General features: G+C 63.3%; 11 protein-coding genes. 8 read left to right on the top strand and 3 right to left on the bottom strand.

Annotation, left to right across the window (positions count from 1 at the left end; genetic code table 11):
• Positions 1-80: 80 nt before the first annotated feature.
• Positions 81-2,054: an OPT family oligopeptide transporter gene (locus HMPREF2565_RS05890; RefSeq protein ID WP_049154698.1), complete on the bottom strand. Its 1,974-nt coding sequence runs from the start codon at positions 2,052-2,054 to the stop codon at positions 81-83.
• Between the two features lie 109 nt (positions 2,055-2,163).
• Here HMPREF2565_RS05890 and HMPREF2565_RS05885 point away from each other — a divergent pair, with 109 nt between their 5' ends.
• From HMPREF2565_RS05885 to HMPREF2565_RS05850, 8 genes are all read left to right on the top strand, one after another.
• The gene (locus HMPREF2565_RS05885; protein WP_071407016.1) at positions 2,164-3,531 is read left to right on the top strand and encodes a dipeptidase; all 1,368 of its coding nucleotides are present in this window, start codon (positions 2,164-2,166) and stop codon (positions 3,529-3,531) included.
• Positions 3,532-3,767: 236 nt separating this feature from the next.
• Positions 3,768-6,683, top strand: a complete 2,916-nt coding sequence (locus HMPREF2565_RS05880) for a Na+/H+ antiporter subunit A (protein WP_071407015.1) — start codon at positions 3,768-3,770, stop codon at positions 6,681-6,683.
• Positions 6,683-7,183, top strand: a complete 501-nt coding sequence (locus HMPREF2565_RS05875; protein ID WP_046647182.1) for a Na(+)/H(+) antiporter subunit C — start codon at positions 6,683-6,685, stop codon at positions 7,181-7,183. The genes HMPREF2565_RS05880 and HMPREF2565_RS05875 overlap by 1 nt, the downstream gene beginning before the upstream one ends.
• Positions 7,176-8,972: a Na+/H+ antiporter subunit D gene (locus HMPREF2565_RS05870; RefSeq protein WP_070546242.1), complete on the top strand. Its 1,797-nt coding sequence runs from the start codon at positions 7,176-7,178 to the stop codon at positions 8,970-8,972. Before HMPREF2565_RS05875 ends, HMPREF2565_RS05870 begins: the two co-directional genes overlap by 8 nt.
• Positions 8,969-9,487, top strand: a complete 519-nt coding sequence (locus HMPREF2565_RS05865) for a Na+/H+ antiporter subunit E (RefSeq protein WP_070546240.1) — start codon at positions 8,969-8,971, stop codon at positions 9,485-9,487. Before HMPREF2565_RS05870 ends, HMPREF2565_RS05865 begins: the two co-directional genes overlap by 4 nt.
• Positions 9,487-9,759 (top strand): monovalent cation/H+ antiporter complex subunit F, encoded by a 273-nt coding sequence (locus tag HMPREF2565_RS05860; RefSeq protein ID WP_046647179.1) that lies wholly within the window; start codon positions 9,487-9,489, stop codon positions 9,757-9,759. Before HMPREF2565_RS05865 ends, HMPREF2565_RS05860 begins: the two co-directional genes overlap by 1 nt.
• Positions 9,756-10,136: a monovalent cation/H(+) antiporter subunit G gene (locus tag HMPREF2565_RS05855; protein ID WP_070516178.1), complete on the top strand. Its 381-nt coding sequence runs from the start codon at positions 9,756-9,758 to the stop codon at positions 10,134-10,136. Before HMPREF2565_RS05860 ends, HMPREF2565_RS05855 begins: the two co-directional genes overlap by 4 nt.
• Before the next feature lie 88 nt (positions 10,137-10,224).
• Entirely contained in the window at positions 10,225-11,448 is a 1,224-nt protein-coding gene (locus HMPREF2565_RS05850) for a glycosyltransferase 87 family protein (RefSeq protein ID WP_071407014.1), read from the top strand.
• A 162-nt stretch (positions 11,449-11,610) separates the two neighbouring features.
• On the opposite strand, the gene HMPREF2565_RS05845 is transcribed toward HMPREF2565_RS05850, so the two are convergent.
• The gene (locus HMPREF2565_RS05845) at positions 11,611-12,741 is read right to left on the bottom strand and encodes a glutamate--cysteine ligase (protein ID WP_071407013.1); all 1,131 of its coding nucleotides are present in this window, start codon (positions 12,739-12,741) and stop codon (positions 11,611-11,613) included.
• 48 nt (positions 12,742-12,789) lie between these two features.
• Entirely contained in the window at positions 12,790-13,560 is a 771-nt protein-coding gene (locus tag HMPREF2565_RS05840; protein ID WP_118779488.1) for a LytR C-terminal domain-containing protein, read from the bottom strand.
• Between the last annotated feature and the right edge of the window lie 26 nt (positions 13,561-13,586).

Here is a 13,586-nt window from a genome sequence, read left to right as displayed (position 1 = left end):
AGGCGGTGCATAAGCACCGCCCACGAAAACGAACTGCCCGCTAAACCGAACCGCCCGTCACAACGAAGTCTCTGTCGCGCTTAAGACGCAGCCTTCTTCGCTGTCCACTTATACGCCGCGGCAATGCCGGCAACGAAGAGGATGACGCCCACGAACTTGGCTGCCGTGCCGCCCTCGAAGATCTCCAGCGGGGAATCGCCGCCCGACGCCGCGATGATGCCCGCATTGACCACGCCGAAGAGCGACTCACCCACGATGAGGCCGGTGGCCAGCAGCGTGCCCATGCGCTTAGCAAAGTCCGGCTTGGACTGGCGGGCCGCCCACCGGTTGTAGAAGTAGCCCAAGAAAGCGCCGATCGGCACCACAATGGTGATGGCTGCCGGCAGGTACATGCCCATTCCCACGGCCAGCGGGGACAGGGAGTACTTGTCGGTGAAGTGGCGCAGGCACTCGTCCACGATGATGATGACGGCACCAATAGCCGCGCCCAGACCGATGAGATCCCACGGCAGGGAGTTATCGAAAATACCGGAGGCTACCGAAGACATCAGCGCGGCCTGCGGTGCAGCCAGTGCGTCCTCACCAGCGCCTTCCATGCCCTGGAAGCCGAAGCCGGTGAGCATGACCTGCAGAATCGGCGGAATCACCAGGGAGCCGAAGAGGACACCGATAATGAGCGCTACCTGCTGCTTCCACGGCGTCGCACCGACCAGCTGACCGGTCTTGAGGTCCTGCAGGTTGTCATTGGAAATAGTCGCGATACCGAAAACAATGGCCGCAGTAAACAGCGTGTAGGCCACCAGCGACAGCGGCTCCGCGTCCGTCCCGCGGGTCACGGCGGCAATGATCAGCGCGGCAGCGATGACCGCGATGATGCCGATGGAGGAAATCGGCGAGTTGGAGGCACCGATGAGGCCAGCCATGTAGCCACACACCGACGCGATGATCAGGCCCACGAGCAAGGTGAAGAGTACGGAGACCGTGATGAGGACGGCCATGTGGTCGTGAATATCGGTGCCGCGCACGAAGTTCCACAGCAGCAGACCAATCGGAATCATCAGGACCAGGATGGTGCCAATGACATAGGGCGCCGGAATATCGCGCTCCTCCACCGCTACCTGCTGGCCGCCCTTGCGGTCACGGGAGGAGGCGAAGGACTCAGCCATGCCCTTGGCAATTGGGCCGGTGATCTTGATCAGCGTCCAGATCGCGGCGATAGCCATGGTGCCCACGCCGATGAAGCGAATCCGGCCGGAGAAGACGGAATCAACAGTGTCCATGAGCGTGGCCGGATCACCCAGCCCCTCACCACCGGTGAGGATGGGCAGCAGGATGAGGTAGGAGATGACCACGCCGACGAGCATGGCAATACCCACGGCCAAGCCCACGAGGTGGCCCACGCCGACCAGCGCCAGCGAGAGGGAGCTACCCAGCGTCGTCGCGCCAGGGCCCAGCTTGAAGTAGGTGGCCACCTCGGAGGCGGCTGCCTTCATAGCCGCCAGCAGTGCCATGACGGCAGAAAGGATGCCGCCAAAGAGGATGACGTGCAGGCCCTTCGTGTTCTCTTCGTGGGCGGCCTCGCCCTCCTCACCGGTGCTATCGCCCACCTTGAGGACCTCCGCCGCGGCCACGCCTTCCGGATAGGGCAGGTCCGAGCCCGTCACCAGCGCACGGCGCAGCGGAATGGAGTACATCACGCCGAGCACACCGCCGATGGCGCACACCGCGGCGGTATCGATGAAGGAAAAGCCCTGCCAGTAGCCCACCATGACCAAGCCCGGGAGCACGAAGATGATCGCGGACAACGTGCCGGCCGCAGAGGCGATGGTCTGCACGATGTTGTTTTCTTTGATGTTGTGCCCGGCAAAACGGCGCAGCACCGCCATGGAAATCACGGCGGCAGGAATGGACGTGGCAAACGTCAGGCCCACCTTGAGGCCCAGATACACGTTGGCGGCGGTAAAGATAAGAGTGATGAGCCCACCAATGATGATGCCGCGCAGCGTGAGCTCGCGGAGCGTGGACTGGGAACCTTCGGCGGTGGTAGACGCCATGTCAGGTCCTTTCTAAAAAGAACTTATAAACAATATGGACTAGAACCGTGCATATGTTACTACCTAGCGGCCGGTAGGCCGAGTTGAGGATCCGAGTAGGTTGGAGTGCATGACCAAGATTTCTGAGTTTGTGAACAATGACCGCGACACTATTTTCAACCAGCTCAAGGAGCTCGTCTCCTTCAATTCCGTCCACAACGAGCCGGGTCTAGAGGACCAGACCGCGAAGGCGGCGGAGTGGGTCCACGCCGCGCTTGTCGACGCCAACTTCACCCCCGAGGCCATCACTACCGCTGACGGTTCCACGGCGATCGTCGCCAAGCGCCCCGGCAAGGAGGACGCGAAGACGGTGCTGCTGTACTCGCACTACGACGTGGTTCCTGCCGGAAACCCCGACGCGTGGGAGTCGGATCCCTTCACCCTGACTGAGCGCGATGGCCGCTGGTACGGCCGCGGTGCGGCTGACTGCAAGGGCAACGTCGCCATGCACCTGGCAGCCCTGCGCGCGCTCGACGCCAACGGTGGAACCGACCTCAACCTCACCGTGCTTATTGAGGGCTCCGAGGAACGCGGCGGCGAGGGCCTGTCCGCACTCATCGAGGAGCGCCCTGAGCTCTTCGCGGCCGACGCGATTCTCATCGCCGATGCCGGCAACGCCAAGGTAGGTGTCCCGACGCTGACGACCTCCCTGCGCGGCGGCTCGCAGATCAACGTCAAGGTCTCCACCCTCCACTCGGCCGTGCACTCCGGCCAGTTCGGCGGCGCGGCTCCCGACGCCGTCAAGGCGCTCATGCGCGCGCTGGATTCCCTGACGGATGAGTATGGCCGCACGACTATCGACGGCGTCGATTGCGAAGGCACCTGGCCGCTGGCCGAGGGCCAGGACACCGCCTACAGCGAGGAGAACTTCCGCGCCGACGCGCAAATGCTCGAGGGCACCGAGGTCATGGGCGCGCAGGACCCGGCCGGTGCCACCGCTATCGCGGATATGATTTGGGCCCGCCCGGCAGTGACCATCACCGGCTTTACTTCCACCCCGGTGGCCGAGGCCGTCAATGCCGTGCCCGCCACCGCAGAAGCCAACATCAACCTGCGCACCCCCGCCACCATGGATCCCCGCGCCACCGCGGAGGCCGTGGCCGAGCACCTGAAGAAGCACGTCCCGTGGGGCGCACACATCGAGGTCACCATCCTGGAGGCCAACCTGGGATTCGAGACCGACCCGGCAAAGCCCGCGGTGGCTCTGCTCGGCGAGTGCCTCGGCGAGGCATTCGGTGGGGAGACCATCACCCAGGGCATGGGCGGATCCATCCCGCTGACCGTGGAGTTGCAGGAGAAGCACCCAAACGCGGAGATCGCACTCTTCGGCGTCGAGGAGCCGCAGTGCACCATCCACTCTGCTAACGAATCGGTCGACCCGACCGAGATTGAAAAGATCGCCATCGCCGAGGCGCTCTTCCTGCAGCGCTTCGCCTAAGCGCACCGCAGCGCTGCCCACCGTGGCCCGGGTATCCCGGGCGGGCGGCGCAGTACCCCTCCAACCTGAGCCGCTAGCGACGTGGAAGAACGCCAACAGGAGACGCATATATAACTGTATGAAATGAAAAAGTGAAAATTGGGATTTCAGACTGTATCGTGAGCACTAGTAGACGCCCGCCAGTGCGGTGGGTTTAGCCCAGTCCCCCGACAAGGAAAGGACGCCACCGCAACCTCGTGCTCACTCTCTTTTGTGCCTTGGTTCTAACCACCATCGCCGCTCCCTTCCTGATTTTCTATCTCGGCCGCCGTGCCTTCGGCCTCTTGGCAATAGTGCCCGCGGTTGGGTTCTTCTGGGTGCTCCAACGTCTGACCGATGGCACGCTGCGCGACGGCAACCAGCTGGCCTATGACCTCAACTGGATGCCAGCAGCGCACCTCAATGTCAGCTTCCGCATGGATGCGCTTTCCGCGTTATTCAGCCTCATCATCCTGGGTGTAGGCGCGCTGGTCCTGCTCTATTGCTGGGGCTATTTCAACCACTCCCGGCGGCGCCTCGCCCTCTTCAGCAGCCAAATGGTGGGCTTTGCCACGGCCATGTATGGCCTGGTGATTTCCGATAATTTCCTGCTGCTCTACGTCTTCTGGGAAATCACTTCCCTGCTGTCTTTCCTCTTGGTGAGCTATTACGGCGAGCGAGCCTCGTCGCGTCGATCAGCGCAGCAGGCGCTCATGGTCACCGTCCTGGGCGGTCTCGCCATGCTGGTGGGTATTACCCTCCTCGGCCGCCAGACCGGCGCGTGGTCTTTCAGCAGTATCGCCGCCACCGAGGACCTCGCCAACACGCCCTACCTCACCGTGGCTATCGTGCTCATTCTCTGTGGTGCGCTTTCCAAGTCCGCCATCGCCCCAGCCCACTTCTGGCTGCCCGGTGCCATGGCCGCACCGACCCCGGTCTCGGCCTACCTGCACTCCGCGGCCATGGTGAAGGCCGGCATCTATCTCGTCGCACGCCTTGCCCCCTCGGTGCATGACATCCCCACTTGGCACCTCGTGGTCCTCCCCTTGGGTGCTTTCACCATGCTGCTCGGCGGCTGGATGGCGCTCAAGCAGCGTGACCTGAAGCTCATCCTGGCCTACGGCACCGTCTCGCAGCTGGGCTTTATTACCGCCATCATCGCCATTGGCTCCCGCGAGGCGATGCAGGCAGGACTGGCGCTGACCGTCGCGCACTCCCTCTTCAAGGCCGCGCTCTTCATGATCGTCGGCGCTATCGACCATTCGACGGGAACCAGGGACATCGACAAGCTTGCGGGCCTGGGCAAGAAGAATCCCGCGCTGTACGTCCTGGCCATCCTCCCCGCGATGTCCATGGCCGGTATCCCGCCCCTGCTGGGCTTCGTGTCCAAGGAAGCCACGCTCGAGGCCATCATGGGCGAGGAGCTTCTGGTCGGCATGCCGCGCAACATGCTGCTTGTCACCGTCGTCGTCGGTTCCGCGCTGACGATGGCCTACGCGCTGCGCTTCTTGTGGGGAGCCTTCTCCTCCAAGGGCCAGGACGAGCCCTCTGAGGCGGTAGCAAACATGCACCACATTGGCCCCTTCCTGTGGATCCCACCGGCAGTGCTGACCCTGCTCACCATCTTCTTCGGACTGCTGCCGCTGCCGCTTTCCCACGGCATCACGCAGCACTTGGACAACACCTTTGGGGCGCAGGACGCCTCCGAGCTCGCTCTGTGGCATGGCTGGACCATCCCGCTGCTGCTCTCCGTGATCATTATCGCTGCGGGTTCCCTCCTCCACTGGCAGCGCCAGGCGCTCACCAAGGCCCAATTCACCTACCCAGCATTGGGCTCTGCCGACGATGCTTACGACGCCATCATCAACGCCCTGCGCCAGCTCTCCCTGCGCATTACCGCCTCCACGCAGCGCGGTTCGCTGCAATACAACCTCACGGTCATCTTCGCCACGCTCATGGTGCTGCCCATCGTCATGCTCATCAACGGTGATATCACCAACGTGCGCATGATCGTGGCCGAGAACCCTTGGCAGGCCATCGCCGCGGTGATCATCATCATCGCCGCCATTGCCTCGACGGTGTTGGATAACCGCCTCTCCGGGGTCATCCTGGTGGGTGTGACCGGCTACGCCTTGTCCTTCATCTTTGCGCTGCAGGGCGCTCCGGACCTGGCGTTGACGCAGCTCCTCGTGGAAACCATCATCATGGTGCTCTTCATGCTGGTGCTGCGCCGTATGCCGGCTAATACCGAGTGGAAGCAGGACCCCAAGACCGGGCGCCTGCGCGCCTGGCTCGCGGTAGGCGTTGGCCTCGCCGTCACCGTGGTGGGCATGTTTGCCATCAACGCTCGGCGCGAGGAGCCCATCTCGCAGTACATGCCGGATCTGGCCAAGGAGATTGGCCACGGCGCCAACACGGTCAACGTCCTGCTCGTGGACCTGCGCGCGTGGGATACCTTCGGCGAGATCACGGTGCTCGTCATTGCCGCAACGGGTATTGCCTCGCTGATTTTCCGCACGCAGAGCTTTACCCGCGCCTCCCGCCGCCCGACCTTGAAGGTCACCGGCCGCCGCTGGCTGGCCGCGGGCGTGGAATCCGAAAAGGCGCTCAACCGCTCGCTCATGGTGGACGTGAGCACCCGCATCCTCTTCCCCTCGATGATGGTGCTGTCCCTGTACTTCTTCTTCGGTGGCCACAACGCCCCTGGCGGCGGTTTTGCCGGTGGCCTCGTCGCCGCTCTCGCGCTGATTCTGCGCTACCTGGCTGGCGGCCGCGATGAGCTCGAAGAGGCGCTGCCTCTCGACGGCGGCCGCACCATGGCGGTAGGCCTGCTGCTCTCCCTCAGCGCCGTTATTACCCCGATGCTCTTGGGCTACCCGCCGCTGACCTCTGGGTACACGAAGGTAGGTATACCGCTCATCGGTGATGTGTCGCTGCCGTCCGCGCTGATTTTCGACGCCGGCGTCTACCTCATCGTCATTGGCCTGACGCTCTACGTGCTGTCCTCCTTGGGCGCGAAGCTCGATGAGGAAGAAGAGATGCGTAAGCAACGCGCCCGCGATCGCGCACGCTCCCTGGCGCGCCGCACACAAGCAAAAGAAACCGCTGCCACGGCAGAGAAAGGACACGCCTAATGGATGCCAATCTCATGCTCCTGCTCGCTGCGGGCGTGCTCTGCGGCACCGGAGTCTACCTGTTGCTCGACCGCGCGATGACCAAAATGCTGCTCGGCATCCTGCTGCTGGGCAACGGCGCGAACCTCTTCATGCTCATGGCTGGCGGCCAGGCAGGCTCGCCGCCTATCGACGGCCGGAACTCCCTCCCCTACGGCGATCAGATCGCCGATCCGCTGGCCCAGGCGATGATCCTCACGGCCATCGTCATTTCGATGGCGCTGACCGGCTTCATCCTCACCTTGGCTTACCGCCAATACCGCTACCGCTCCGCGGACGTGATTGAGGACGACACCGAGGACGCCGCTATCGCGGCGATTGCCTCGCGCCCGGGCAATGCTTCAGCCGCCCCTGACCACGACGCGTCTAATGACCCGACCACCGGCCGCACCACCAAGGAAGGCGATAAGTTTGGCCCCGAGTTCTTCGAGGCTCCCGTGAAGGAGGCGACCGATGAGTGAGACCATCTCGCCCCTAGTGGATCTGTTGCTGCCGTATATCAGCTACCTGATCCCCCTGCCGATCATCATCCCGGCCTTGGCTGCTGCGCTGGCGATGCTCTTTGCGCGCAATACCAATGCGCAGCGCCGCATCGCTTTCTTCTCGCTGCTCACGCTCGCCGTGGTGAATGCCGCTCTGATTGCCATCGCGGATACCACCGGCATTCAAACCCTTCAGGTGGGCGGCTGGGACGCGCCGGTGGGCATCACGTTGGTGGCGGACCGTTTGTCCACGGTCATGCTCTTTACCTCCTCCATCGTCCTCTTCTCCGTCATGTGGTACGCGATCGCACAGGGCGTGCGCGACGGTACGAAGGACGAGCCAGTGGCGGCTTTCCTGCCCACCTACATGCTGCTGACCATGGGCGTGAACGTGTCCTTCCTGGCCGGTGACTTGTTCAACCTCTACGTGGGCTTCGAAATCTTCCTCGTAGCTTCCTACGTTTTGCTCACCCTCGGCGCCTCACCGGCGCGCGTGCGGGCCGGCGTGGGCTACGTCATGGTCTCCATGGCGTCCTCGCTCATCTTCGTGCTGGCTTTGGCCTATGTCTACGCCACGGTGGGCACGATGAACATGGCCCAGATTGGCATCCGGATGGAGGATATCCCCGCGGGTACCCGCACCGCGGTGTTCTCCGTGCTGCTCATCGCCTTCGGAATTAAGGCGGCCGTCTTCCCGCTGGATGCCTGGCTACCGGACTCCTACCCCACCGCCCCCTCGCTGGTCACCGCCGTCTTCGCGGGCCTGCTCACCAAGGTTGGTGTCTACGCCATCATCCGCGCGCGCACCTCGATCTTTACTGATGGCGGGCTGGACGTCCTTCTCATGTGGGTCGCACTGGCCACGATGCTCGTGGGTATTTTGGGCGCTATCGCCCAATCGGATATCAAGCGATTGCTGTCCTTCACACTGGTCAGCCACATCGGCTATATGATCTTCGGCGTTGCCCTCGGAACCGCGCAGGGCCTGTCCGGCGCCATCTTCTACGCGGTGCACCACATTCTGGTGCAGACCGCACTGTTCCTGGTGGTGGGCCTCATCGAGCGCCAAGCCGGCACCTCCTCGCTGCGGCGCTTGGGCTCCCTGATCTACACCGCGCCGCTCATCGCCATCTTGTACTTCATCCCGGCCATGAACCTGGGCGGTATCCCGCCCTTCTCCGGCTTCCTGGGCAAGATCATGCTGCTCCAAGCCGGCGCGAATGAAGGTTCCTGGCTGTCCTGGGTCCTCATCGGCGGCGCGGTGGTCACCTCCCTGCTGACCCTCTACGTCATGATCCTCGTGTGGGCCAAGGGTTTCCTGCGCGACCGCGGCGATGCGCCCGAGGGCAACCTCGCCATGGTGCGGCCTTCCCCACTGGGAGAAGTCACCGAGTACGTCGAATTGGAGGAGCGCGATGACGTCGGCCGCGTGCCCTTCGGCATGCTGGCGTCGACCTCCCTGCTCGTCATCGCCTCGGTATCGATGTCCTTCCTGGCGGGCCCCATCTCTGGTGTCACCACCCGCGCGGCCACCTCGGCGCAGGATGATTCCATCTACCGCTATGCCGTCCTGGGTGACTCCGCCGAGGACCCGACGCGTCACTTAGACCCCGCTGAGCGCTACGAGGAGGGCGCGGATTCGCGAAAGAACCGCAGCGAGCCCCTCCCGGATCCGGAACCGGTGGCGCCGACCACGAGGACGTCGCCAAGCACGACGGCTACACTCCCCACGACCGTGGACGATGATGAAAAGGAGGTGACGCGATGAGATTCTCCGGTATTAAGCACCGCTTCCGGCCATGGTTCATGGTGTGGATCGTCGTCATGTGGTGCATGCTCATGGGCGAAGTTACCGTAGCGAACCTGGTGGGTGGCCTGCTCGTCAGCCTCGTCATCGTCTTTGCGCTGCCGCTGCCGGCCATGCCCGTGGCGGGGATTTCGGTGAGCTGGGGCAAACTGCTCGTCTTCATGGCGCAGTGGTTTATAGAGCTCATGGAGGCCTCCATCATGGTCGGCTGGCTGGCGGTGCGCCCGCAGCCGGTGCCGAAGACGGCGATTGTGAAGCTGCCGATGCGAGTGGAGAACGAGTTCATTCTCTCGCTGGCGGTCAGCCTGTATAACCTGCAGCCCGGCGGCACGGTCTCCGATATCGACATTGCCAACCGCATGTTGACCATCCACCTGCTGAACGCCGATTCCGAAGAGGACCTGGAACGCGAAATCGCGGCCGTACGCAAGCTCGAGGCCGATATGATTGCCATCTTTGAAAGGAGCCACCCCTGATGGATACGGACCTGTATAACATCCTGCTCACCGTGGCCGCCGGCTTCCTCGTGGTGGCATTCCTCATCACCACGTGGCGCATCGTCATCGGCCCGAACTCGCTCGACCGGCTCATCGCTATGGACGGACTCGTGGCCATGTTCCAATGCGCCCTGGCCACCTATATCTGCTGGACGCTGGACACGACGGTCTCCAACGCGATGATCGTCGTGGCGCTCCTCGGCTTCATCTCCACGGTCTCTGTCACCCGATTTAGGAAGAGGGATTCATGAGTTACGCACTGATTGCCGATATCCTCTCCATCATCCTCATCCTCGTCGGCTCCATCCTCATCTTGGCGGCCGCGATTGGCGTGGCGCGCTTTAAGGACACGATGGCGCGTGTGCATGCCATCGCCAAACCACAGACCACAGGGCTCATCTTCACCATCGTGGGCGCGATCATCAAGGTGACGGGCTCCGAGGACTTCAGCGTGGCCGAGAGGGGCGACCTGGGAATCCTCGTCTTGCTCGTCCTCTTCGCCATGATCACCAGCCCGGTGACCGCGCAGAGAACCACGCGTATCGCCCGCCGCGAGGGCCTGTACGGTCCCCCGGAATCGATGACACGCAACGAGAGCCCGGCCGCGCGTTCGATGCGCCGAAAGTAAGGACACGGTGCCTTTCTGCCGGGAAATGCGGGGACAATAATATAGGCTGCAAAAGGCACTAATAGGTGGTCAGACGAGGAGAGTCGACGTGAAGAAGCTGCAAGGCGTACCAACGATGTGTGCTGTCCTCGCACTGGGCATCGCGGTGATGGTGTACAAGATCATCCAGTTCGATGGCCACAAGGCCTTCACCTTCATCCTCCCCTTCGACCTCGCCATCTACCGCATGGCTGGCGAAGATCTCAACGCCGGTGGCCTGCTCTACGACGCCCCCTATATCTTTGAATTCCCCTTCACTTACCCACCCTTTGCGGGCCTGCTGTTCAAAGTCTTGCCGTTCTTTAGCAAGGACGCGCTGACCATTATCTGGCCTTCGCTCATGTTCTTGGCTGTGCTGGCCATCATCATCATGATCTTCCGCGAGCGGGGCGTGAAGATGACCCCGGCGGCCGTCCTCATCGCGGTGCTGCTTACCGCGCTGACCCCGGCGAATGAGACGATGCACGGGTCGCTGTACTACGGGCAGGTCAACGTCTTCCTCATGCTGCTCGTGGCCTTTGACTTCCTGCCCATCAAGCGCCGCCTGCCGGGCGTGGGCATCGGCCTGGCAGCCGGAATCAAGCTGACCCCGGCGTACATGGGCCTAGCACTGCTCTTTGAGAAGCGCTGGTGGGCCGCCGCGGGTGCGGTGATCACTTTCCTGGTCACGGTGCTGCTCGGATTCCTCTTCGTGCCTGATGCGATGGTGTTCTGGACCGATGCCATGTTCAACTCCTCGCGTGTGGGCGAGCATGCCAACCCCGGGGCAAAGTCGCTGCGCTCGCTCATGTTCCGCGAGCTCGGCATCGACGGCGGCATCTGGTGGATCCTAGCGGTCATCGTGGTCTTCGCGCTGACCTGCCTAGCGCTGCGCACCGCCTACCTGCGCGGCAACCGCTCGGCTGCCTTCGCGCTGACGGGCCTGAGCACCTGCTTGGTCTCCCCCTTCTCGTGGTACCACCACTTCGTGTGGACCATCCCCTTCATCGTCATGGTCTTCGTCTCGGTTAACCAGGCGGTGAGCTCGCGCGTGTCCGGCAAGGGCGGTGAGCAGCTCGCGGGGCTTGCCTCCGTGGCGGCCTTGTTCGTGCTTTCGCTGCCCTTCATGTCGGTGCCCGTGTGGTTCACCATGTCCTCGGCCAACCTCGACGCCATCGAGTCCTTCCAGCCGTGGGCGACCTCGCTGTGGACGCTGTCCTGCTTGGCCTTCATCGTGGTCTACGCCGTGTGGGGCTTCATTGCGCCGCGCAAGCGCGCGGTCGCGGAGAGCTAGGGGGACGTTTCGATCAATTAAGGGCTAAAACCAAGGCGGTTTTGCGGGGCTATTTGATCGAAACGTCGCCTTTGAGCTGAGGCAGCTTCCCAGTTGGGACGTTTCGATCAATTAAGCCCCTGAAACCTCCCAATTTTCGGGCCTTAATTGATCGTTCGGTACTTACGCCAGCCGCTCCATCTCATCCGCGGTGGCCTCAACCACCTTCTGCCAGCTGCCGGTCTCCTGGTACAAACGGCGCTGGCGCTCATAGCCCGCCCCGCCATCGATGATCTCCTGCACCAGCTGCAGCTCCCGGGCGCAGCCCAGCTCTTCCGAGAGCGGAGCCAGCTCCACCAAGAGATCCGCCAGCTCATCCTTGATCCAGCGTTCATCGGTCTCGCGCGAGGTGATGACCAGCGCGTCCATGCCATAGCGCGCGCCGCGCCACTTGTTCTCCGCCACGTGCCACGGCTGCAGCGTGGGCAGCGTTTCGCCGGCGTCGATCATGCGGTCATAGTGCACCACGAGGCAGTGTGTCAGCGCCACGATGGCGGAGAGCTCGCGGAGGTTGGAGGCGGCGTCGGAAATCCGCACCTCCACCGTGCCCCACTTGGAGGCCGGGCGGACGTCGAAGTGCATCGAGCCAGTGTGGTTGATGACTCCCGAAATAGCCTGGTCCCGCATATAGGACTTCCACTGCTCCCAGTTCTCAAACTGGTAGGGCATGCCCGCGGTGGGCAGCTGCTGGTAGAGCATCGTGCGGTTGGAGGCATAGCCGGTATCGAGCCCCTCCCACCCCGGCGAGCAGGCGGAAATTGCCAGCAGGTGGGGGTACTTGGTCATCAGCGCATTAATGATGGGCCACACGCGGTCCTCGTGGCTGATGCCGACGTGCACGTGCGTGCCCCACAACAGCATCTGCTGCCCCCAATACTGGGTGCGGTTGATAATTTCGGAGTAGCTCTCCTTGTTGGAGACGGGGTTCTTCCGAAAGTCCGTGAAGGGGTGCCCGCCCGAGGCCCACAGGCGCACACCCAAGGAGTCGGCCGCCTCACGCACGGCGCTGAGCGACGCCCGCAGGTCCCCCATCGCCTCCGGCACCGTCCGGCACACCCCGGTTACCAGCTCCACCGTGTTTTGGAGGAATTCCTTTTCCAGGTGGATGTCGGGATGAGCAGCGCGCACGCGGTCGATGAGTTCAGCGCCGCGTGGCACGAGATCCCAGGTCGCTGGATCAACGAGGGCAACTTCCCACTCAACACCCAGCGTGGGCTCGGGCGAGCGGGCGAAGTTCTCTTCCGGAATATTCACCCATTCATCCTATCCGTCGGGCGGATGAATTTAATAAGATTTTATTCCCTAGGCTTGGGGAACCGCGAGGACAACCACGACGGCATCGCCCTTGGTGTAGTCCCCGGTCAGCTCGGCCGGGTACGGGGCAATCGCTTCCGCCGGTACGTTGGCACCGTAGTACTGGGCGGCAACTTCCTTGGCGAGGCTCTCGGCGGCCGCATCCCCCTCCGGGAAGTAGACGGTGGTCTTCGGAGCCACGAGGACGTCGCCGCTGATATTGCCCACCTCGGCGATGTGGAAGTGCTGGGACTTCAGGCGCTCGGCCTCATCGGCAGCGAAGTTGGCGCGACCGGAGTTGTTGTAGACGTTGACGGGGATCTCCGCCTGGGCTCGGTCGGGGCTACCTGCGGCAGCGCCTTCCTCAGCGTTGTCGTCGCGGGCAGCGTCACGCTCGGCTTCAGCATCGCCGTCTGCGCCAGCCTCGGCGTCAGCACCGGCAGCATCCGACTCCTCGCGGTTCTTGTCCGCCTCTCCTTCCGCGCCACCGGCGGCAGCACCGTCACCCTCGGCGCCGCCAGTCGCGGGGCCGGATACGACAGCATCGTTGCCTGCCGGCGCGTTCTGCGCGGTGTCCTCCGAATCATCAGAGGTCATGGCATAAAGCGCCCACATGCCGAGCATGACGGCAACGGCGATGAGCACCATGGCGAGCCCGCGCAGGGGGAGCTTGCTCGCAGGAGCGGCAGCGGCGGCCGGGGCGGCAGCCGCGTCAGAATCGGCGGCGTGGCGCGCGTGGTCAGCGGACGAGGCAGAGTTTTCCGGATTCACATTAGTCACATTGGCAACTTTAGTATCTGATTCGC

The sequence above is a fragment of the Corynebacterium sp. HMSC072A04 genome, from assembly GCF_001809235.1.
GTDB lineage: Bacteria > Actinomycetota > Actinomycetes > Mycobacteriales > Mycobacteriaceae > Corynebacterium > Corynebacterium hiratae.
The sequence above is the reverse complement of the archived record's forward strand: the minus strand, read 5'-3'. Positions and strand labels throughout refer to the sequence as shown.

Coding starts and splice junctions, on each gene's coding strand:
- HMPREF2565_RS05875 (WP_046647182.1), top strand. CDS start 6,683: ATGGATGCCAATCTCATGCTCCTGCTCGCTGCGGGCGTGCTCTGCGGC.
- HMPREF2565_RS05860 (WP_046647179.1), top strand. CDS start 9,487: ATGGATACGGACCTGTATAACATCCTGCTCACCGTGGCCGCCGGCTTC.
- HMPREF2565_RS05870 (WP_070546242.1), top strand. CDS start 7,176: ATGAGTGAGACCATCTCGCCCCTAGTGGATCTGTTGCTGCCGTATATC.
- HMPREF2565_RS05885 (WP_071407016.1), top strand. CDS start 2,164: ATGACCAAGATTTCTGAGTTTGTGAACAATGACCGCGACACTATTTTC.
- HMPREF2565_RS05890 (WP_049154698.1), bottom strand. CDS start 2,054: ATGGCGTCTACCACCGCCGAAGGTTCCCAGTCCACGCTCCGCGAGCTC.
- HMPREF2565_RS05855 (WP_070516178.1), top strand. CDS start 9,756: ATGAGTTACGCACTGATTGCCGATATCCTCTCCATCATCCTCATCCTC.
- HMPREF2565_RS05865 (WP_070546240.1), top strand. CDS start 8,969: ATGAGATTCTCCGGTATTAAGCACCGCTTCCGGCCATGGTTCATGGTG.